This window comes from Roseobacter sp. TSBP12 (assembly GCF_009129705.1).
GTDB classification, from domain to species: domain Bacteria; phylum Pseudomonadota; class Alphaproteobacteria; order Rhodobacterales; family Rhodobacteraceae; genus Celeribacter; species Celeribacter baekdonensis_A.
Window position 1 is genome coordinate 90,523 of sequence record NZ_PYIB01000020.1, and the last position, 21,082, is coordinate 111,604.

22 protein-coding genes and 2 pseudogenes are annotated in these 21,082 nt (G+C 56.2%); 7 read left to right on the forward strand and 17 right to left on the reverse strand.

Annotated features, from left to right (window positions below; translation table 11 throughout):
• The 4 genes from C8029_RS05420 to C8029_RS05435 form a co-directional block, all read right to left on the reverse strand.
• The gene (locus C8029_RS05420; RefSeq protein ID WP_009573239.1) at positions 1–744 is read right to left on the reverse strand and encodes an ABC transporter ATP-binding protein; all 744 of its coding nucleotides are present in this window, start codon (positions 742–744) and stop codon (positions 1–3) included.
• The gene (locus C8029_RS05425) at positions 732–1,769 is read right to left on the reverse strand and encodes a branched-chain amino acid ABC transporter permease (protein ID WP_009573240.1); all 1,038 of its coding nucleotides are present in this window, start codon (positions 1,767–1,769) and stop codon (positions 732–734) included. The genes C8029_RS05420 and C8029_RS05425 overlap by 13 nt, the downstream gene beginning before the upstream one ends.
• Positions 1,766–2,653, reverse strand: coding sequence for a branched-chain amino acid ABC transporter permease (locus C8029_RS05430; RefSeq protein WP_009573241.1), 888 nt, complete (start codon positions 2,651–2,653; stop codon positions 1,766–1,768). Before C8029_RS05430 ends, C8029_RS05425 begins: the two co-directional genes overlap by 4 nt.
• 110 nt (positions 2,654–2,763) lie before the next feature.
• Positions 2,764–4,056: an ABC transporter substrate-binding protein gene (locus C8029_RS05435; protein ID WP_152002444.1), complete on the reverse strand. Its 1,293-nt coding sequence runs from the start codon at positions 4,054–4,056 to the stop codon at positions 2,764–2,766.
• Positions 4,057–4,248: 192 nt separating this feature from the next.
• Between C8029_RS05435 and C8029_RS22270 the strand changes: the two are divergent.
• Positions 4,249–4,497 (forward strand): annotated as a pseudogene (locus tag C8029_RS22270) (IS30 family transposase); the annotation flags it as partial.
• Positions 4,498–4,674: 177 nt separating this feature from the next.
• Here C8029_RS22270 and C8029_RS05440 read toward each other — a convergent pair.
• The 7 genes from C8029_RS05440 to C8029_RS05470 all read right to left on the reverse strand — a co-directional run bounded on the left by C8029_RS05440 (position 4,675) and on the right by C8029_RS05470 (position 11,399).
• Positions 4,675–5,166 carry a RidA family protein gene (locus C8029_RS05440; protein WP_009573243.1) on the reverse strand — a complete coding sequence of 164 codons (492 nt, stop codon included), beginning with the start codon at positions 5,164–5,166 and terminating at the stop codon, positions 4,675–4,677.
• Between the two features lie 61 nt (positions 5,167–5,227).
• Positions 5,228–5,632 (reverse strand): c-type cytochrome, encoded by a 405-nt coding sequence (locus tag C8029_RS05445; protein ID WP_009573244.1) that lies wholly within the window; start codon positions 5,630–5,632, stop codon positions 5,228–5,230.
• Positions 5,633–5,649: 17 nt separating this feature from the next.
• Positions 5,650–7,236 carry a flavin monoamine oxidase family protein gene (locus C8029_RS05450; protein WP_152002445.1) on the reverse strand — a complete coding sequence of 529 codons (1,587 nt, stop codon included), beginning with the start codon at positions 7,234–7,236 and terminating at the stop codon, positions 5,650–5,652.
• A 430-nt stretch (positions 7,237–7,666) separates the two neighbouring features.
• A complete protein-coding gene (locus C8029_RS05455) occupies positions 7,667–8,473 on the reverse strand; it encodes an amino acid ABC transporter ATP-binding protein (RefSeq protein ID WP_152002446.1) in 807 nt (268 codons plus the stop codon).
• The gene (locus C8029_RS05460; protein WP_226946238.1) at positions 8,466–9,425 is read right to left on the reverse strand and encodes an amino acid ABC transporter permease; all 960 of its coding nucleotides are present in this window, start codon (positions 9,423–9,425) and stop codon (positions 8,466–8,468) included. Before C8029_RS05460 ends, C8029_RS05455 begins: the two co-directional genes overlap by 8 nt.
• Before the next feature lie 59 nt (positions 9,426–9,484).
• Positions 9,485–10,336 carry a transporter substrate-binding domain-containing protein gene (locus C8029_RS05465; protein WP_152002447.1) on the reverse strand — a complete coding sequence of 284 codons (852 nt, stop codon included), beginning with the start codon at positions 10,334–10,336 and terminating at the stop codon, positions 9,485–9,487.
• Positions 10,337–10,403: 67 nt separating this feature from the next.
• Positions 10,404–11,399, reverse strand: coding sequence for an isopenicillin N synthase family dioxygenase (locus C8029_RS05470; protein ID WP_009573249.1), 996 nt, complete (start codon positions 11,397–11,399; stop codon positions 10,404–10,406).
• A 97-nt stretch (positions 11,400–11,496) separates the two neighbouring features.
• Here C8029_RS05470 and C8029_RS05475 point away from each other — a divergent pair, with 97 nt between their 5' ends.
• A complete protein-coding gene (locus C8029_RS05475; RefSeq protein ID WP_152002448.1) occupies positions 11,497–12,441 on the forward strand; it encodes a nucleoside hydrolase in 945 nt (314 codons plus the stop codon).
• Positions 12,442–12,539: 98 nt separating this feature from the next.
• Entirely contained in the window at positions 12,540–13,184 is a 645-nt protein-coding gene (locus C8029_RS05480; RefSeq protein WP_009573251.1) for a TetR/AcrR family transcriptional regulator, read from the forward strand.
• A gap of 281 nt (positions 13,185–13,465) precedes the next feature.
• Here the strand turns inward: C8029_RS05480 and C8029_RS05485 are convergent, their stop codons facing one another.
• Positions 13,466–14,365, reverse strand: coding sequence for a LysR family transcriptional regulator (locus tag C8029_RS05485; protein WP_009573252.1), 900 nt, complete (start codon positions 14,363–14,365; stop codon positions 13,466–13,468).
• Between the two features lie 92 nt (positions 14,366–14,457).
• Between C8029_RS05485 and C8029_RS05490 the strand changes: the two genes are divergently transcribed.
• From C8029_RS05490 to C8029_RS05500, 4 genes and pseudogenes are all read left to right on the forward strand, one after another.
• Entirely contained in the window at positions 14,458–14,757 is a 300-nt protein-coding gene (locus C8029_RS05490) for a hypothetical protein (RefSeq protein ID WP_009573254.1), read from the forward strand.
• 576 nt (positions 14,758–15,333) lie between these two features.
• A complete protein-coding gene (locus C8029_RS22275; protein ID WP_226946239.1) occupies positions 15,334–15,555 on the forward strand; it encodes a hypothetical protein in 222 nt (73 codons plus the stop codon).
• Positions 15,556–15,573: 18 nt separating this feature from the next.
• Positions 15,574–16,104: a MotA/TolQ/ExbB proton channel family protein gene (locus tag C8029_RS05495; RefSeq protein ID WP_009573256.1), complete on the forward strand. Its 531-nt coding sequence runs from the start codon at positions 15,574–15,576 to the stop codon at positions 16,102–16,104.
• Positions 16,097–16,222, forward strand: a pseudogene (locus C8029_RS05500) (ExbD/TolR family protein); the annotation flags it as partial. The gene C8029_RS05495 and the pseudogene C8029_RS05500, both read left to right, overlap by 8 nt.
• A gap of 114 nt (positions 16,223–16,336) precedes the next feature.
• Here C8029_RS05500 and C8029_RS05505 read toward each other — a convergent pair.
• The 5 genes from C8029_RS05505 to C8029_RS05525 are packed head-to-tail and all read right to left on the reverse strand — an operon-like array spanning position 16,337 to position 21,050.
• The gene (locus tag C8029_RS05505) at positions 16,337–17,383 is read right to left on the reverse strand and encodes a siderophore-interacting protein (protein WP_152002449.1); all 1,047 of its coding nucleotides are present in this window, start codon (positions 17,381–17,383) and stop codon (positions 16,337–16,339) included.
• A complete protein-coding gene (locus C8029_RS05510) occupies positions 17,380–18,168 on the reverse strand; it encodes an iron ABC transporter ATP-binding protein (protein ID WP_152002450.1) in 789 nt (262 codons plus the stop codon). Before C8029_RS05510 ends, C8029_RS05505 begins: the two co-directional genes overlap by 4 nt.
• Entirely contained in the window at positions 18,165–19,172 is a 1,008-nt protein-coding gene (locus tag C8029_RS05515) for an iron chelate uptake ABC transporter family permease subunit (protein WP_226946240.1), read from the reverse strand. The genes C8029_RS05510 and C8029_RS05515 overlap by 4 nt, the downstream gene beginning before the upstream one ends.
• Positions 19,159–20,109: an ABC transporter permease gene (locus C8029_RS05520; protein WP_152002459.1), complete on the reverse strand. Its 951-nt coding sequence runs from the start codon at positions 20,107–20,109 to the stop codon at positions 19,159–19,161. Before C8029_RS05520 ends, C8029_RS05515 begins: the two co-directional genes overlap by 14 nt.
• A 32-nt stretch (positions 20,110–20,141) precedes the next feature.
• Positions 20,142–21,050, reverse strand: coding sequence for a siderophore ABC transporter substrate-binding protein (locus C8029_RS05525; protein WP_193217596.1), 909 nt, complete (start codon positions 21,048–21,050; stop codon positions 20,142–20,144).
• Positions 21,051–21,082 lie beyond the last annotated feature (32 nt).

The following is a 21,082-nucleotide window of genomic DNA, read 5'->3' on the forward strand; positions in this document are numbered from 1 at the left end:
TCATGCCGGTTCTCCCAAATAGGCGGCCTGCACGGCGACGTTTTCGACGATTTCATCCGGCGTGCCTTCGGCCAAAAGACGACCGCGTTCGAGCACGGTAATGCGGTCGGCCAGCGCCAAAACCACGTCCATATTGTGTTCGATAATCAATACGGTGGCGGTTTCATTGACCCGTTTCACCACTTCGATGAAGTTCTTGATTTCGGCATCCGAGAGGCCCTGTGTGGGTTCATCGAGGATCAACAATTTCGGCTCAAGACCAAGCCCCATCGCCACTTCCAGCAGACGCTGGTGACCATAGGCGAGGTTGCCCGCTGTGTCCCCGATCCGGTCGCCAAGCCCGACAGCCTGTGCGGCAAGGGCCGCCTCGGACTGAATTTGCGCTTCGCTCGCACCGCCAAACAGCGACGGTTTAAGCCGGTTTTGAACCGCGATTTCGATGTTTTCCAACACGGTCAGGCTGGGGTAGATGTTGGTGATCTGAAACGTATAGGCGATGCCGAGGCGCACGCGTTTGAACGCCGGAAGATTGGTGACATCTTTGCCGTCAAAGAACACCTGACCAGCAGAGGGGGGGATGCGCCCGGAGAGCAGGCTCACGAAAGTGGATTTGCCCGCCCCGTTCGGCCCGATGATGGCGCGGATTTCTCCGACGTTGAGGGTGAAATCCACCCCATCCACCGCTTTGAGCCCGTCGAAATGGCGCGCAAGACCACGCGTTTCAAGAAGAGTTACTTCAGCCATGGGACCCACCTTTCACGAATGGTGCCAAGAATGCCTTTGGGGAACCACATGTTCACAACGATGAGGATGATCCCGATGATGATCAGATAGGCGGTGGTGATGCCGCTCAGACGGTCGATGAGCATGGTCATGATGCCGGTGCCCAAAAGCGGACCCAAAAGCGTGCCGGGACCACCGACGAGGGTGAACAAAAGCGCCTCGATCGAGTAGTGAAACCCCGCAAAGGCCGAGCCAATATAGCCAAACATCAGGGCGTAGAGCGCACCGGCAAGGCCACAAACGGTGCCCGACAGGGTAAAGGCCGCAAGGCGCACGCGGTAGGTGTCAAAGCCCAACATCTGGGTGCGCGGTTCGTTTTCGCGCACGGCGGTGAACAGGCGGCCAAGTGGGCCTTGGGTCACGAAGAAGAAGAAAATCAGCACCACGGCAAAGATACCGAACGCCAGATTGAAGCGCACCACATCCGAGGTCATGTCAAAATTGGCCCCGAGCAAGGAGAAGGAACGCGCATCGGTCGGCAGGGTCAGGCCCTGATCACCGCCAGTGATTTTCGAGAAATAGAGCGTCGCCAGATAGGCCGCCTGGGCGAACATCAAGGTGACGATCATAAAGGACACGCCCTCGGTGCGCAGCGCCAAAAGCCCGATGACAAAGGAGAACACCAAAGAGGCGGCAATCGCGATGACAAAGGACACGGGTAGGGATGTGCCAAAATAGTAGCTCGACAACCCGGCCGCATAGAGCCCAAAACCAAAGAACATCGCATGTCCAAGGCTCAGGAGACCCGTGTAGCCCATCAACATATTATATCCCATGGCGAAGATCGACATGATCAAAATACGCGTCAAAGCGAGAACCAAATAGTCACTCAATGCAAACTGCAACACGAAAATCACGAAAAGCGTGGCGAGGGACAGGGCAAGTAGCCTGCCGTTGTGGATGATCATGAAGCGATCCTTCCCTTTCTTCGCCTCAGCCGCTTTCGCGGCCTTGACAGAGGAAATTTCTGTGGAGTGCAGGCTCATGCGCGCGCTCCTTTTCCGGAGAACAGGCCCTGCGGTTTGAACACCAGAACGATGGCGACGAGCAGTGTCGATACGATTTTGGCCAGTGTCGGAGAGAAGAACACAGAGAGCAAACCATCGGAGAGGCCGATGAGCACGGCGGCGGCAATGGTGCCCGGAATCGAGCCCAGTCCGCCGACGATGACGACCACAAAAGACAGAAGCAGCGGATCGGTGCCCATCAGGTAATGCGCCTGTTGGTTCGGCACGACGAGCACCCCACCGATGGCGGCCAGCATGGCGCCAATGGCGAAGACAGCGGAATAGACCTTGTCCACGGGAATGCCAAAATTCTGCGCCGTTTCTTTGTCAAACTGGGTGGCCCGCATCAGCAAACCGACTTTGGAGCGGCGCAGCATGAACCACAGACCGGCGACAAGCGCCAAGGCGATCACAATGATAAAGAGCTTGTAACTCGAATACCCAAACCAAGGCGTGCGGATCGTGTAGTAGAATGGCGCATCGACGGCGCGCGCATCGGGACCAAAGGTCAAAAGCGCGAATTGTTGGATGATATAGAGCATCCCGATCGTCGAAACGATGGTGCCCTCGGGGTTGTAATTGATGCGTTTGAGAACGGCCCAGTCGGCCAACCAGGCAAGCCCCCCAACGAACAGCGGCGCGACCACCAAGCCGATGACAAAGCCTACAGCAGGCGGGCCCGGGATATAGACCCCACAGGCCCAGGCGATCAGCGCACCGACCATGAAGAATTCGCCGTGCGCGACGTTCACAACGCGCATCACGCCGAACACCAGCGAAAGACCAAGCGCCGTCAGCATCAAAACGGAGGCCTGAACCAGCCCTTCCAATGTGGCGAGCAAGAGATATGGAGCGATGTCCATTGTGCGTACTCCAATCGGTTCGTTCCTGCCGATGAAAGCAAACCCGTCCGATTTTTTTGAAGTTTAAGGGGCGAAGGCCGTCATGAATCAGCCTTCGCAGAGAGATGAGATCAGAACGACATCTGCGTGTAGTCGGTCTCGTCCGGGTAGAGCGTTTCTTCGATCGTGGTGCGATACACCACATCGAGTTTGCCGTCCGTGACTTTGGAGATGTTCTGATGCCCGAAGGACTGGTGCGTTTTGCCGTTGAACAGCTTGTCACCCTGCGGGAACTCGTTCGATTCTTCGAAGCCGGTGATGGATTCCATCGCCTCCAAGAAGTCGATCTTTTGATCCGGGCCTTTGTAGTCGGCCTTTTCCATCGCCGCCTTCATCGCAAACAAGGTCTCCCAGACGGAGAACATATGCGCGTAGGTCGCGATGTCTTTCGGATCGCCAAGCGAAGCGCCATTGGAATCCACGCCAACTTTTTCGCGGAAGAACTTGTCAAACTCGGATTGATTTGCCTGTGCATAGCGCGGCATGGCCTCCCAGAAGTAGGTGCCTTCGAGGTACTCAAGCTGTGGAATATTCATATCCACACCTTCGAGACTGTCGATAAAGCCAAAGATTTCCGGGCGGTTCCTGCCAAGATGCTCGCCCAGTTCTTTCACAAAGGTCAGAACAGCCGGGCCCACCATCACGTGATAGATCGCTTCGGTGTTGAACGGAATTTTTGGCATGTAGCGGGTAAAGGAGGTCTCGGTCGGCGGAATCGCGATCGATGCCACAACTTCACCACCCTGCGCTTCAATCGCGGCAGTCATGTTGTCGCGATGATCATAGCCAAAGTTGAAATCCGGGTAGATCAGGGTGATTTTCTTGCCCAGATTGTTGGAAATCCACGGTGCCATCGAGACGACTTGGCTTTTCACATCGGTGATCGAGGGCTGAAAACAATAGCGGCTGAAGGCGCCAGACGCGAGAGTGTGCGCCTCGGAGCAAAGGAAATACGGCATTTTCAATTCGCCCGCGCGCGGCGCCGTGGCAGCGACGACGTGGGAATAGAGGTGACCGAAAACTGCGTCGACTCTGTGTTCGGTTGCGAATTTCTCCATCACCTCCACGCCACGTTTCGGGTCGGTGCCATCATCCTCAACGATCATTTCAACCGGCATACCGTTGATGCCGCCCTGCTCGTTGATCAATTGAAGGGCAGCGTTTGCTGTGCGTTCATACCAGCGCCCATAAGAGGCACCGATGCCAGTGCGGTGGAACGGGGCTCCGAGGCGAATAGCGTCGCCGGACTGTGCATGCGCGCGACCGATGAGGCCGGGCGCTGACAGTAAAAGCCCAGCCCCGGCAGCACCGCGCAGCAGCGAACGGCGGGAAAGGGAAGATTGGGAAACGATGTCCTTCTTCATAGTGCGCTCCTGTTGGATATGTACATCACTTGGCCAATTGAGACTGGCTGTGTTTTTGTTCGTATAACAACGATCTCTAAGCGAACTGATTCAGACAAGTAAAAATTACGGTTGCTTGTAAATAAATTATTCAGTCGACTAATAATTGGGCGAAATTGCCCCATATGTGGCTACAATTCACCCAGGCTCCCGCTTGACGTCTGCTTCTGCGGCCTGCAAAGCCACTGGCGGTGCAGCAGCAACGAGAACACCAATGGTTTGCGCCGACAATGCTTCCGCACAGAAACGGAGCTCGATCAGCATCACACAGACGAATGGAATGCGGTTGCCCATGCCCTGAACACGCGACCACGCAAAACACGCGGCTGGCGAACACCAGCAGAAGTACTCGACCAACTGCTCAAACAGGATATGATCAATGGTGCTGCGACAACCGGTTGAATCTGCTTTGCCCGCTGTGATCGTTGAGGATGGCCAGGTCGCGTTTCATCCGGTCGTTGACAGCCCAACCGATGACGCGCCGGTGGATTCCATCGGCAGTCTCTCGGGACAATCGCCGTTCCGAAGCCACGGAACACACTGTGGCTTCGGAGGTTGTCATAGATTTGACGCGTCAGATCAAGGACGGACAGCCGTCACTTCAAGTTCGACAAGAAAGCCCGGATTCGCCAAAGCATCGACAACCAGAGCAGACCGCACAGGAAGGTTTGGCTGGTCTTCTGTGCCAAAAAACTGTGTATAGCCGTCCATAAAGCCGCTAAAATCCACCAGTTTGTCGTCCTCAGCCACAAGGAAAGCCTGCATCTTGATGACATCGCCCATGCTCATATCCAGCGACTCCAAAGTGGCCTGAATGCGGTTCAGCACGGAGACGGTTTGCTCTTCCATTGTGCCATAGGCCGCGATTGTGCCCTTTTCCGCGTCTGCGTTCAACACACCCGGGACAGTGCCCGAGAGGTAAACCGTGGTCGCAGTCGCAGGAACTTCCACAGCCTGAAGGATCGGAAAGGTCGAGTTCGGCAGCGGGTGACGCACAGGCTCCTCTGCAAGAACAGGCACGGCCAAGCTGGACAGAACCAAAGCGGAGAGCAGAGATTTAATGGACAACATGTTATATTCCTTTTGAATGTAGGGAGAGAGGACGCCGGGCGATCACCCGGCGCCAGAAGGTTCAGCGGCTCGCCGCAACCAGATCGCTTGTGGCGGGATCTTCGACGTAGCTATTGCCAAAGCTCGTGCGAATGTAGTTTACGACCTCGGCAATTTGTGCGTCATCAAGTTGGCCACCCAAAGCGGGCATGGCACGCAACCCGTTGAGCACGACGTGGGTGGGGTAGTCCGCGAATTCGAGGTTGTGATTTCCCGCCAAGGCCGGATACATCCCCGCCCCTTGCGCGCCCTTGCCGTCAGGCATGTGGCACGCTGCACAGACCGCGCGGTAGATATCTTCACCTCCACGTTGATCCAACTTAGCCGGGTTCTCAAACCAGCCAGAAGTGTCAGGACGGACCTCGTCGGCCCAAAGCGGCACAGCAAAAACTGAGACGGCAAGGGCAGCCATAAATATATGCTTCATAGATGTCTCTCCTGTTCTCAGTTTTCGATGATTGTGGCGTGCAGGCGTTTGATGGCATCGAGAGCAGACAAAATCGCCCCTTCCTGCCACGCCGGGAGGTAGGAAATATGTTCGCCTGCCATCAATGTGCGTCCGTCCATTTTCGTCGCCTCCATGTAGTCGGCCTCGCGGTCATTCCACAGGCCGAAACAGCCGAGCGTCCATGGCACGCGGTGCCAACCAACGCCTACGCCGGTCTTGAACTCTTCGGTGTATTGCGGGTGGATCTGCGCCCCATATTCCAAGGCTTTGGCCACCCGTTCAGAAGGCGGCAAGGCGTTGAACTGATAAGAATACGCGCCCCAGCTATAGGCCGCCAAAAGCACAGCGGGGCCATCGCTGAAATATCCCGTAGACGGGTAAGAGATTTGCGAGATCGGCAAGTTGGTGTAGCTGATCCCACCATAGATGTGCTCGTCTTGCTCCCAAAACCGCCGCTTGAACTCCAAACCAACCTTGGTCGAAGAGGCGTAGGGCATGGTCGAAATGATATGAGACATCCGCGCAGAAAAATCATGATCAATCTGCCCCAAAACGGAGAAGGGAATGGTGCAGATACAGTAATCTGCACTTTCCACCACCGCGGCCCCTGCCCCATCTGACGGCACCCATGTGACATCGACGCCGTCGTCGGTGTTGCGAATTTTCACAACCTTGGCGTTGTAGGTGATCAGGTCTTTGATCTGTTTTTCAAAGCCCTGCGCAATCATGTCCATGCCACCCTTAGGTTGGAACATGGTCGTCTGCATGTGCAGGTGCAGACCGCCCGTGAGGCTCTTCCACAAATCGGAATTGAGAATGGTGGACAAATCATGCGGCTCGGACGGGATGGGTTCACCGTCGGCACCGCCGCCTTCTGCCTTGGACCAACCGCGATGGGACGACGAGTCCTCGCCTGTGACATAGGCCGCGTTTTCATCCAGGGCGCCATAGCGTTTCAAGGCCGAGACAAGGATTTTCGCATCTTCGGCGCTGACCAGCCCATCCAGTTTGCCCTGATCCGCAACCTTGGCCAAAAGTTCGCTGACACCGCCTCTGAAATCGGCGTCAATTTCTTTGAACCGCTGCGGTTTACCCTCAAAGGCTTCGGTGTTGTGGACATAGGCGTTGTAGTTGACCTGAATGAACGGCTCCAGCTCCACGCCAAACCGTTTCGCATAATCAAGCACCGCGAAGTGGTCGCTTGGGATGCGCCAAGGACCGGGATTGAGGTAGTTGCCGTCCTCAAACTCAACCTTTTGCTCAAATCCCCCAAGCTCCGTGTAAGTGTCGCCCCCACGCAGTGTCCAGCATCGCCCGCCAGCCTTTTCACGGTATTCGAGAACCTTCACCTCATAGCCAGCATTCCGCAACTCGAACGCCGCAGTCATACCGGCAAGACCAGCCCCAAGGACCAAAATTCGCGTGCCTTTCGGCGCGCCGCTCAACTCCGGTCGACTTGCCCAATTGGAGGATTGAGCCAACCCCATTTCAGTCATAGCGCTATACATGACCGCGCTGCCAGCAACAGTGCCAATCATGCCGAGCAATGACCGGCGGGACATCCCTTGTGCATTAAAAGTCATTGAAAATCCTATGTTTTATTGCCTTTCATGCTGACTTCAGCAGTCAACATGCAGTACTGTACTTTAGCCATTCTGCAGCGCGTCCATGCAAGTCTGACGTAATCAAAATGAGAAAAGCAAAAATGCAAGGGAGGGATGACGAACAGAAAGTAATCACAGGTGCTAAAAATGGCATCGAAGTGCAAAATCAGTTCCGCTCGAAGCGGGCGTAGTCTCAGTGCTTGCGTCGATCGGCAGGACCACGTTGCGCGGTCGAGTGTGATATATTGTGAGAGCCGGGATTTGTCTTTTTGCACACAGCGCTGGGGCGCGCCGTGTCCTACAATGGACACTGCGGGCGGCACGGCGGCAGCTTTTCATCAGGGGCGCAGTGAAGATAAGCCATAGCGGCCAGTCTCACTGTGAGGCGATCACCGGGGTGATCCAACCCTCAAAGCACGCGCGACAGAAATTCCCGTGTCCGAGGCGATTGCGGGTCGCTGATCATCTCTCGCGGATTGCCGCGTTCGACAATTTGGCCTTGGTCCATGAACACAAGCTGATCCCCGATTTCACGGGCAAAAGCGATTTCGTGGGTCACGACAACCATCGTCATCCCGCTCTCGGCGAGATCGCGCATCGCGCCAAGAACCTCCCCCACGAGTTCAGGATCGAGCGCCGATGTCGGCTCATCGAACAGCAGGACTTTCGGTTTCATCGCCAGAGCGCGGGCAATGGCGACACGTTGCTGTTGACCGCCAGACAGTTGGCGCGGATAGGCGGCCTCTTTGTCGGACAGACCGACACGAGCCAGCAGGGCGGCGGCTTCTTCCTTCGCCTGTTCCACATGCGTGCCCCGCACCTGAACCGGGGCTTGGATCAGATTTTCCATCACCGTCATATGTGAGAACAGATTGAACGATTGGAAAAGCATGCCAATTTCCGCACGGCGACGGCACAATTGGTTTTCCCTCAATTCGTAGAGCTTATCCCCCACCAAATCGTAGCCGACGAAATCCCCATCAACGAGAATAATACCACCCGTGAGCTTTTCGAGGTGGTTCATACAGCGCAGGAAGGTGCTTTTTCCTGACCCGGACGGGCCGATGATACAGGCGACCGACCCCTTTGGCACATCAAGATCGACGCCTTTAAGAACCTCTAATGCACCGAATGTCTTGCGGACATTGCGCGCAAAGATCATCGACTCAGCGGGCACACCAAACCGATCTGCGTTCATCTTGCGCGCTTCAGACATTGTCGCGTTCCTTTCTCCGCCCCAAGAAGAGACCGCGCGACACAATAGACAGCAGAGCCTCCGGCTCGTGACCACTGTCGCTACGACCAAAATATCGTTCGATGTAAAACTGGCCGACGGACATAATGCTGACCACAGCAAGATACCAAACAGCGACGACAATCAGCAGCGGGATGGTTTCAAAGGTGCGGGCATAGATGCTTTGAGCCGAATAGAACAGATCATCGACGGCGATGAAGGTCACGAGGGATGTCATTTTCAACAGGTTGATCGCCTCATTCCCGGTCGGCGGAACGACAAACCGCATCGCTTGCGGCAAGATGATTTGTTTTAGGATTTTGCGATACGGCATACCCAGCGCCCGGGCGGCCTCCGCTTGACCAGACGGCACGGACTTGATGCCTGCGCGGATGATCTCGGCCATATAGCCCGCCTCACAGAGGGCGAGCGCCACCACAGCCGAGAAAAACGGCGTCATAAAATCATTGGTGCGCACCGAGAAGACCTCGCCAATGAACGGCAAGCTCAGAGACACTTCGCGCACCAGTAGAGACAGATTGAACCAGAAGATCAATTGGATAAGCGAGGGAACCCCGCGAAAGAACCAGACGTAAACACCGGCGAAGGTTCGTAGAATTGGGCTTGGCGACACGCGCATGATCGCAACGGCGGTGCCAATCAGCGTGGCGGCCGACATGATCAAAACCGTGAGCAACAACGTGTTGCCAAGGCCACGCAGGATCGACGGATGGAACATATAACCCCAGGCTGTGCCCCAAGCGAAAGCCGGATTGCTGGCGAAGGCTCTGAGGATCAGCGCCGCAAGGACCAACACCACCACAGTGCCGATCCAGATCGCGTAATTGCGCCTTGGAACCACGGTCAGTGCGTCCACCCCATGGATTTGGGTCTTCTGTCCCTGTGCGTCTGGCTGAGCCGGTCTGGTCACCACCTGTGCCCTCATTTGGTAGATATGTGGACACCCGACCAGACGGGCCGGGTGTTATGGCCTTATTCCGCGCGCAAATCGTCCATGCTGTCGACGCGATACGGCGCGTCAATGGCGTAGGCTCCCATGCCATAGGACTCAAGGATGCCTTGATACGTGCCGTTTTCGAACAGGGTTTCAAGCGCACTGACCATCATCTCGGCTGTTGCGCTATCGCCTTTGCTCACCGCCAAGCCAAGCGGCGCGACGTTATAGAGCGTGGGCAAGACGACGAGTTGTCCTTTACTGGTCACTTCGAAATAGCTCGACGCGGTTGCATCATCCATCCGGGCGTCCACCCGGTCGGACATGACCGCCTGAACAATATCGGTTGAAGAATTGAACACGGATTTGTCGATCGGTTCCAGATCGTTGTCCGCACAGGTCACATTCAATTCGTCCACAAGGAAATCAGAGGCACTGCCAGCCGACACGCCAACGCGTTTGCCGCACAAAGGATGATCCCCAGAGAACGTGTCCACCAGACTCGGCAGCGTTGACGCGGCAACACCTGCCTTCAGGAACATCACAAATTCAACCTGTTTGAGCCGATCCGGTGTCGCCGAGAAGGTTTCCCACGCGATGTCAAACCGGCCTGCGGCGAGACCGGGGATCATCGAGGGAAACGGCGTGCGCTGAATGTCAAGTTCTGCACCGACCAAGTCCGCAACCTCTTCTGCAAGCTCAATGATGATCCCGGTCTGTTCACCGGTCTCATCGAGGTATTCGAAAGGCGCGAAATCAAGCGTGTTGGCCACCGACAGCAATCCACTTTCACGAACGGAATCACTGGGGGTCACCGTCTGAGAAAAGCTCGGCGTGGCCGCAAGGGCGAGGGCCACAAAGGCGGCCGCCGTGAGTGTTGTATCGTTCATCTCTTTCTCCATGTTGTGCGTGATGGAGGCGGCCAATTGGGCCGCTCCGGCGGGGGCGGCTGTTGGTTCAGCTCGCTTTTTTTCTATAATGGTAATTTTTGTCGATCCGTTCCATCAGGTAGTCGCCATAGCGCACGGGACCTGACTTTGGCGTTTCTCCGGTCGGGACGCAGGCCTCAATCGTTTCGATCATCGCGTCCATCGACGGGTCAAAGAAGAAGGGTTGCGAATAGCGCTCCCGGCCTGAGTAATTCACCACTCTGTGCGGCGTCGAGACAAACCGATGGTTCGACCAACGCGCAAGAATGTCTCCGACGTTCATCACGAAAGCATTCGGGATCGGCGGGGCCGCGATCCACTCATCGTCTTTATTCTTGACCTCAAGCCCGCCGACATCGTCCTGCGCCAGAAGCGTGATAAAGCCATAATCCGTGTGCGGGGCCGAGCCGAACAGCCCCTCTTCTTTGGGCTGTGTCGGATAATGCAGCAACCGCAGAAAAATTGTCGGGTCTTCGAAATGAGCATCAAGACTGTCCTCAGGCAGCCCAAGCGACAGGGCAATGGCCCCCACCATCTTGCGGGCCAGCGTGCTCATGCCGTCGACATAGTGCTCAATGGTCGGGCGAAAGTTTGGTAGCAGGTCCTCTGTCGGCCATTGATTTGGCCCCTGCAAAGGCTCCCCCGCAAGACAACGCGGGTCGGTCTCATCGACTTCGTGCATGAAAAAGAGGGACTCGCTTTGATTGGGCTTGCTGACGGCTTCCACCGATGAGGTCACGATGGTTGACCCGGCAAAGGGCAAATATCCCCGAAAGTTCTTGTCAATTTTGACGTCAAGTTTCTGCTCTTCAGGCAAAGCAAAAAAGGCCTTGCTTGCCTCGCGCACCGCTTCGACGCTTTGTGCCGCGACCTGATGCCCGACCACATAGAGAAAGCCGATATTCTCAAGATAATCGCACAACTGCGCTGCGGTTGCGGCAATTTTTTCGCGGTCCGTCCCGTAAAGCGGCGCAACGTCCAGCACCGGAATTTCGGAAAAATCCCCACGATCATTGGTGTTCATTTTCGAGCCCCCACTTGAACATACAATACAGTACTGTATTTCTACATATCAAAGCGCAGTCGGCAATAGATAATCAGAAAAAAGGACTCATCGGATCATGGCAGCCAGAAAAATAATCATTGATACCGATCCCGGTCAGGACGACGCCTTCGCGATCCTCTTTGCTCTGGGCTCCCCCGAAGAGCTTGACGTCATCGGCATCACCACAGTTGGCGGAAACGTCCCTTTGGCCCGCACAACGACAAATGCTTTGAAAGTTCTGGAACTTGCACAACGCCCTGACATTCCAGTCTATGCGGGCTGCCCTGGGCCGACCGTACGCAAACTGATCACGGCGGAGAATATCCACGGCGAAACGGGGTTGGATGGTGCCGATTTGCCGGAACCCACAACGGCCGCGCAATCCGAACATGCGGTCAACTATCTGGTCCGGACCATCATGGCAGCCCCCGAAGGCGAGCTGACGGTCTGCACGCTTGGGCCGATGACCAATCTTGCAATGGCGATGACCATGGAGCCGCGTATCATTCCCCGGATTCGCGAAGTCGTGTCGATGGGCGGCGGGTTCTTTGAAGGCGGCAATGCGACGCCTGCCGCCGAGTTCAACATCTTTGTTGACCCACATGCTGCCCATAAGGTGTACGCCTCCTGTGTGCCGATCACGATGGCGGGTATCGACTGTACCTATACGGCGCAGATGACCCCCGGTTGGATCAACAGCTTGCGTGACACGGGTAGCCGCACCGCGACTGAGGCCGCGAACTTGGCCGATTTTTTTCGTATTTATGGCAGCCATAAGTTCCCGACAGAGGCCAGACCGATCCATGACGCTTGCGTCACCGGTTACTTGTTAAAGCCTGAGATTTTCGAGCAACGCCAATGCCATGTGACGGTCGACATTTCCTCTCCCGTCACCATCGGCATGACGGTCGTCGATTGGTGGCATGTCACGGGCCAAGAGCGCAATTGCAACGTGCTGCGCCGAATTGATCCTGAACCGTTCTTTGCCCTTATGGCGGAGCGCATTGGCAGCCTGCCGTAATCCTTCGCGCAGCGATACAACGCGGTTCCCCCTGTGGGAGGCACAATACCTTGTGCCCCGCTTGGTCATCCGTATACTCCACCGCAAAGGAGAGTGTTGTGTCTGATCTCGATGATAGTCCCGCAGGGGAGGCAAAAGATGAGCCTCAGCGCTCGAAAGGGCGCAAGACACTCTCACGCGAGGCGTGGATTGCCGCCGCCCGGGAGGCGTTCGAAACCGGCGGGATCTCTTCGGTAAAAATTGATCGGCTCGCGCGCTTGCTCCGTGTGACCCGTGGCAGTTTCTATTTTCACTTTTCAAGTTTGCAGGATCTTCACGACGGCCTCATGAATGTGTGGCGGGCTTCAAATTGCGCCCCGTTCCTAAAATTGCAGGACGCCAAAGACATCGACGGTGTCCAGTTCTTTAGCGACATTGTCCATGTCTGGGTCGACGAGAACCCTTTTAGTCCGCGCCTTGACCTTGCTGTCCGGGAATGGTCTCGCAGAGATGCGACCGTCGCGCGTGAGATCAAAGACATCGACACTCTGCGCATTGATCTTTTGGTCCGGGCCTTTTTGGCCATGGGCTATTCCGATGACGAAAGCACAGTGCGGGCGCGCCTCACCTATTTCCACCAAATCGGGCAATATGCCCTGTCCTTTGAAGAAGATCAGGACATCCGCAAGAGGTATCAGCCCATCTTTGGCGATGTGCTGCTTGGACCTTTGGTCGAACAACCAGAGCATCTTCGCGTTCTGTAGACCGGAGCCTCTTCGAGGGTGCGCTAACCCTGAGAGCGTTGCAAACTTCATGCGTCTGATCGTTTCATTCGTCTGTCTCCTCAATCCGTCATACTGATCGCAGTAGGCGACGGACCCGCACGAGAGCCGCAGGGCGTGCAGGTTGTGGTTGTCAACGGCGGCGGCTCGCAATGCCAAGCCAGAATGTTCAGAACCACACCTGCAGGGCAAAAGAGCTGTTGGCCGGTGCAGCAGCTCTTTTGCCGTCACCCAAAAAGCGCCAAAAATGGCGACAGACGGAATCACATTTTAGGCATTGATTTATCAAATGCTTCGCGCAGGCGTTTGGCAGCAGGGCTGAGACCCCGGCCTGCGTTCCAAGCGATGCCGACATCCATGGACGGGATGGATTTGGCCAGATCAATCCTCTCCACCCTTCGCCCGTCCAGTGTCCAAGGGCGGTAGACAACATCGCTCAGGATCGCAACGGCTTGACCGGTGGCGACAAAACTGCGCACGGCCTCAACGGAGGTGGAGGTCAATTTGATGTCAGGATGGCCGGTTTCTTCTGTCCAATGTGCCAAGCCCTGTTTTTCGGCATCATCTGAATGCAAGACGGCGTAGGGGTATTTGGCAACATCAGCCAACGTCACCTTCGCCTGTTTTGTCAGCGGGTGATCCAGGCTGGTCCACAGGCGTCGCTGTGACTTATGAAACGTCTTACTTTTCAAACCAATGTCAGATGTCAAATTCGAGGTGAGGATCAAAGCCAAGTCGAGCTGGCCATCAACAAGCGCCTGTTCCAGGATCTCTCTAGGTTGCTCTGTGAGTTGGACGTCGACCTGAGGATGCTGGCGGGTGAAATGTTCTATGACAGGAAAGGCGAAATAGCTTGAAAGCGTCCAACTCATTCCGAGACGCACATGACCCGAAATCGTATCGCTATCAGCTTCTACACTTTTGACGGCCGCCTCGAAGGACGCGACAATATCATGTGCGTGGTGCCTGAATTTTTGTCCGGCCCGGGTCAACCTCAGACCTGTTGGCAAACGCTCAAACAATGCCGTACCAAGAAAAGCTTCCATGTCCTTGATCGAAAGTGTCACGGCCGATTGCGATACGTTCAAGGCGCGCGCTGCCGCCGACACTTGGCCCGCCTCGGCCACCCCAAGAAAGTACCTAATCTGACGATGCGTGAGCATATAAGTTTTTCCAATATGATCTATTTTAAGTCTGAATTTTCAATATTAAGGACGCCATGTCAATCTGAAGGTCAGTTGTTTGGTGACCCGATATGAAACATGAAAAAATCCCCTCTACCCCCTCCGGAACGCTGATTCTGGACTTGAGTGACGAACAGATCGAAACCCGTGCTTTCAGCACCCTTGAGGCAAAACAAGCGGCGTGGGAGAAAGCGCGGGCCGATGCCGTTGTGATTTTCCGACATCCTGAAAATTGCTCATTCTATCAACGTTTGGCCACATGGTGGTATCTGCGCAAACGCCGATCGCAGCCTGTTGCTTACGACCAAGGCGGCGACGCCATGGCTGAGCCCATTTGGCAGGGGCATTGGGCGAGCACAAAGTACTTGTGACGTTTTCAGCACATGACAAAGCTGCGAAGAGGTCTTTGATTTCTGTTCAAACGCGCAATTTTAAGTCTTAGTAATTTAGTAAGCTACTCTTGGCCTGCCATCAGAGGTTTTCTATAGAACCGCAAAAGCAAATCGTCGGACCATCATAGCTTTAGGCCCCGAACCTCGATCAGCCATCACGCCCGACTGCGTTCACATCCGAACCTGTGGGCAGAGTTTTAGGCAAGGTGACCGCACGATCCATCGAACATAAAGCATCTGACGACATGGACGTCTTACGGTGATGGTTCATGCCTTTGGCAAATGCCCATACCTTTGCAATGACAAAAGTGAAGGGCGGCGAATGAACGATTTTTAAAAACACAGCACCAGCCTAGCATAGCCTTGGGCACGAGTGCGCGCCAGTTTTGCTGCGCCTTGGTCCTTGCGCTCGCCACACCTGTCAGCACCGCACACGCGCAGGAAACGACACCTCAGCTCAGCACCGCGCCTGAGACGCCCGGCTTTCAACCTCCTGCGTTTCAATCCCCTGCCATTGATGCCTTGCCCGCCCCTCAGCCCCTCAGCCCCTGTCCGATGGATCGCCTGAAGGCTCTGTTGAAGAACCGGACCAGAGACCTGCGGTCCCTATCCCGCACCGGCGCCCTTGGTCAATGCGACATCAGAACCCCCGCCACCGCCCCGACGGGTCTGGTGGCTGCGGCACACAATCGCGCCATGACATTCCTCATCAATGATGGCCCTTCGATCTGGGCCATTGCGGCTCTGTCTGTAGCAACGGTAGCGCTGATCCTGTGAAAACTCTGGCGCTATGTTTTGATCGGGGCGTGGTCGCGCCGCACCTCTGCGCGCGCGGTGACCCGTTGGGAAGCGGGGCAGACCCGAGATGCCCTTGGCATCGTGTCTGGACGCAAGGGCTACCGCAGCCGCCTCGCCGCCACCGCAATGACAGCCCGGCAAAATCCACCGGATGAGACCGCGCGCGAAGAAACCGCCCGCATCGCCAAACTTCTTTTGGGGCAAGCCTCGGGCGGGTTGCGCGCGCTGGAACCGATTGCCACGATCACGCCTTTGTTGGGCCTTTTGGGCATGATTTCGGCGTTTCAGGCGCTGCAAGAGGCCGGAAGCAAAGCCGCCCCTGCACTTTTGGCAGGTGGCATTTGGGAAGCCCTTTTGACCACCGCGGCCGGGATGGCGGTGGCGATCCCCGCGTCTGCGGCACTGACCTGGTTTGAAGCAGTGCTCGACGCCCTGAGGCAGGATCTTGAAAACCTCGCCGCCCGGATTTTCATAGCGCCGTTGCCACACCCAAGCGCGCGCATTGAAGTGGCAAAGGTCCATGATTGATCTCGGCCTCACCGCGCGACCAAAGCGTAAACCCGGTCTGACACCGATGATCGACGTGGTGTTTTTCATGCTGGCCTTACGCTTTGGCGTAGACACTGTCGTGCCCTTTCCCTTGGCCGAGGGGCTTTTGCATCTGTTCGGAACGGGCGACTAAAATCAGGCACCGATGATATGATCGTCGGCAACTCCGCCGGGCCATGCGCATGCGCTGGCCCGGTTTTTATGTGCCTCTTTAGCCCTCTTTCCGCCAATAACCTGAGAAATAGCTCTGCTCGGGACCGATCCCAAGCGTCTCCCGAAAATGTTTGCGGGCGCGCTGAACCTGAAACTTTTCCGCTCCGCACCATATGAACGGCATCGGGTCGACAGGCCCATCACCATAGAGCGCAAACAGCGTGTCCACAGGCCCAAGATCCCTGCCACGCATGAGCCATGTCACCGTAATGCCTTCGGGCTTGATGAGATCCTGAATATCCTCCGCCCCGTCCACTTCGATATAAGCCTGCCCGGCCACTTCCGGCGCGGCCTCCGCCAAAATACGCCGGATCGCGGGCAGTGCGGTTTCGTCACCGACCAGAGTCAGGACCTTGGCCTGCGGCATCTGCCCTCCCCCCGGTCCCATCATGCCAATCGTGTCACCGACCTGCGCCCCACGCACCCATTCAGTGATCCGGCCACCGTCATGGATGAACACATCAAAGGCAAAAATTCCGGTCGCCACATCAATCGACACAAAGGTGTAAACCGGATTGTGGAGCTGATCCTCGCCGGTCGGAAACCGGGTGCGGCCCGTCGCGTCGATCGCCGGCCAAACCGGGCTGCGCCACTGTGGTGGCAACAACAGACGAAAATGCATCGCACCGCTGGCGAAATGCGCCATGTTGTCGGCCTTAAGCGTCACGCGATAAAAATGCGGGAAAGGCTGTGTCACCTCCACCACTTCAGCCAGACGAAAATTCGCTGGCGGACCTTGATCCGGCAAGGTGCCGGTCCATTCGAATTGGGTCAAAAGATCTGGGTCGGCGTGATCGACAATATGGAGAATCTGATCGCGCAGCATGAACAATGTGCTGGCATCCTTGGCCGAGAGGCTGATTTTGATTGCCCCCTCCTCGCCCAGAATTTCGAACTGCCCGCGGTCTGTTGCGCCACTCATCCACGCCTCATTGCGCTTTAACTCACATCCGTGTTCGGACAATTGCAGGGCGATTTTATCAAAGCGGGGCACGGCAAATGCGCCAGCGGCAAGGCCATAGCAGGTTGCAGATGTCTCGGTCATGGGTGCTCCTGTCTCTCTGGAAAAGGCGCGATTTGGTGTATCGCAACGGGAAGGTTTCGAATGTTTTCAACGATGATATCGAGGTCAAACACCTGTTTGAGCATCGGGCGTGTGACGATGTCTTTCGGTGTGCCGACGGCGTGCAAACGGCCGTTTTTCAAGGCAACGATGCGGTCGGCATAGGCGGCGGCGAAATTGATGTCATGGATCACGATCACGAAACTTTTGCCCTGCTCGCGGGCGGTGTCGTGCAGCCGTTCCATCATCTGGCGGGCGTGTTTCATATCCAGATTGTTCAACGGCTCATCGAGCAAAACGTAATCCGTGTCCTGAGCCAGAACCATGGCGACAAAGGCGCGTTGACGTTGACCGCCGGAAAGTTCGTCCAAAAATCTTTGGCGCAAAGGCATCAGTGCCATCGCCGTAAGCGCCTCTTGGACAAGGCGATGATCCTCCGCGTCGGGCCGGCCTTTGTGATGCGGGTAGCGGCCAAAACCCACGAGATCTTCGACCGTGAGACGCGCGGAAACGCTATTGTCCTGGCGTAGGATGGACAGGCGCTTGGCCAGCGCTTGTGTTGGTGTCGTCGACACATCCGCGCCATCAAAGGAGATTGCGCCGGTTTGCAGTTTACTCAGCCGCGCCATAAGCGACAAAAGCGTGGATTTGCCTGCGCCGTTTGGCCCGATCAAGGCGGTGATCCCACCCTTTGGCAAGGTGAATGTCACATCGGTGAGGATCGGAAGACCCGAAATCTGATGGCTGACATCGGAGATTTGAATCATCGCTGCGCGCCTTTGAGCAAGAGGGTGAGAAAAACGAGACCGCCAAGCAAATCAATGACCACGGAGAGCGTGCCTTTGAAGTCGAGCACATGTTCAAAAACCGCCTGACCGCCGACAAGAGAGATCACCGCAACAAGGCTCGCGGCGATCCATGTCGGCCCAAACCGCGCACCGGGCAAAAGACGATAGGCCAGATGGGTGACCAACAGACCAAAGAACGTGACGGGCCCGACAAGCGCGGTCGACACCGAAACCAACAGGCCAACCGTCGCAAAGGTGATCATCATGACCCGCCGATAGGGCAGCCCAAGGTTTATCGCCATGTCCCGACCCAGTGCCAGCACGTCAAATTGGTGGCGTAGCGCCCACAGAGCGGGCAATGTAAACGCACAGAGCGCCAGTGAGATCCACAAAAGATCAATATTGACCGTGTTGAACTGCGCAAAGGTTGCCCCTTGCACGACAACGAAATCATTGGGGTCAATCATCCGGGAGATGAAACTGGACAGACTGCGAAACAGCGTGCCGAAAATGATCCCAACCAACACCAAAAGATGCAAATCGCGTGCCTGCGCGGAAAAAAGCCACAGGAACAGCCCGGTGGAAAACACCATCATCACGATCACTTCGAGGGAAAATTTGAGGATCGGGTCAAGATCTTGTGTCGCCATAGCCCCGAAGAAAAAGACCGACCCGGCCTGAAGCATCAAATAAAGCGCATCAAACCCCATGATGGCGGGGGTAAGAATTTGATTGCGGGTGGCGGCATGGAAAAGCTGGGTAGAGGTGGCGATGGCATAGGCCACAAGCACAAGGGCCACGAGTTTCCCGGCCCGAAACGGAAGTGCAAATCCCCATGCCCCGCCCGGCACGCCCAGAGTGAGAAAAAGCCCGAGCGCCACGAGAGAAAGCGCGCCAAGGATCAGCACGCGTGCGCGCGCCCGATCCAGTGGAGCCTGACCCGTTTGTGGGAGGGCAATCTGTACAAACCTATCGGACGGCATGGCTGTGCCGTCCCAAAAGAAGCATCAAAAACACCGCCGATCCAAGCACTCCTAGAATTGTGCCAATCGGCACCTCATAAGGGGCGCGCAACACCCGCCCCAAGATATCGCAGAACAACAACAGCCCCGCGCCAAGGCTCGCCGCCCATGGCACCGCTGCCCGCAGGTTGTCTCCCACCATCCGGCTGACGATATTCGGCACGATGAGACCGAGAAACGGGATCGACCCGACGGTGACAACAACAACGGCAGTGATGACAGAGACGACCAAAAGCCCCAACCACATCACCCCGCGATGGTTCAGCCCCAGTGTGATGGCAACATCGCTGCCCATGCCGATGATCGAAAACCGATCCGCATAGAGATACCCGATCAACGCCAAACCGCCGGTGATCCAAAGGAGTTCGTAGCGCCCACGCAACACGCCGGAAAACTCACCCGTGGTCCAAATGCCGAGATATTGCAGCAAATCGGTCTGATAGGCGAAAAACGTCGCCACAGCGCCAATCACCCCGCCCAACATCAGCCCGACCAAAGGCACGAGCAACGGTTGATGCCGTGGCAACCGATCAAGAAGACGCAAAAACAGCACCGTGCCCGCAATGGCAAAGCCGGATGCAAGGAGCATTTTGGCCAACATCGGTGCGGTCGGCAAAAAGAACACCGCAACAAGCAGGCCGAGCCCCGCACTTTCGGCCGTTCCGGCCGTGGCAGGTTCAACGAATTTGTTGCGCGTCAGCATTTGAAAAATCAGACCGGCAATCGCCATAGACGCCCCGGTCAGGATCAGCGCCATGGTGCGGGGCACCCGGCTTGCCAGCAGAATGAGCGCATCATCGACTTGACCGTGAAGCACCGCACCGAAAGACATATCAGCGACACCGATGGTCAAAGACAGAAGCGCCATGACCAAAATACTGGTCAAGGCGAGCCCCATATGAAGATGCAGAGATTTCACGCTACAAACGCTTATTGAGCGGCGCCAAAGGCGGCGATAAATTGGTCTACCGTGTCTTGCAGCGAACGCACCCCGGTCGTGGCAATGTAAAAATCTGCCGGATGGACATAGATCACCTGCCCTTTTTGCATCGCCGTGGTTTGCGCCACCAGCTCATTGTTCAGGGTCACATCTGCGGTTGCGCCATCGCCGCGCGTGGCTTTGGTGCGGTCAAAGACGATCAACCAATCCGGGTTGACCTCATGCAGGAACTCGAAACTGATGGCCTCGCCGTGGGTTTCCGCGTCGACGTTGTCCAAAAGCGGCTCCACGCCAAAGGTCTCATGCACCCAACCAAAGCGCGATCCCGGCCCAAAGGCGGACAGTTTCGGGCCATTGGTCATGATGATCAAACCTTTTCCAGCGTCTTTCGTCAGAGCCCGCAGGGTTACGAGCGACGTGTGAAGGTCATCGACCAGCTCCGTCGCTTTGGCCTCTTTTCCAAACAGGGCACCAAGCTCAGTGGTTTGGGTTTTGACCACTTTTTCAATATCATCGGAGAATGGCGACATATCCACAGTTGGCGCGATTTTCTCCAAGGCCGCAATTTTTTCACGCGTGCGCGATCCCGCGAGCATGAGGTCAGGTTTGAGGGCAAAGACCTGCTCATAATCCGGCTCGAACAAGGTCCCGATACGGGGCCGCGTGCCGTCATCTAAGTGTTCCAAAGCCGGAACATATATTGGTGAGGGAACGCCCGTCACATCAACACCCAACGCCGTCAGGGTGTCCAACACGCCAAGGTCGAATGTGATCACCTCAGTCGGGTCGGGCTGAACCGTGACTTTGCCGGCCAGTGTGGTCAATTGTGTTTCTGCCGCAGCCGCAGGGGCTGCAAAGGCAATCGCACATGCGACCCCCTTTAGGAGTTGTCCAAACATCGCTTTGCTTTCTTTTAAGAAAGACTGACTCG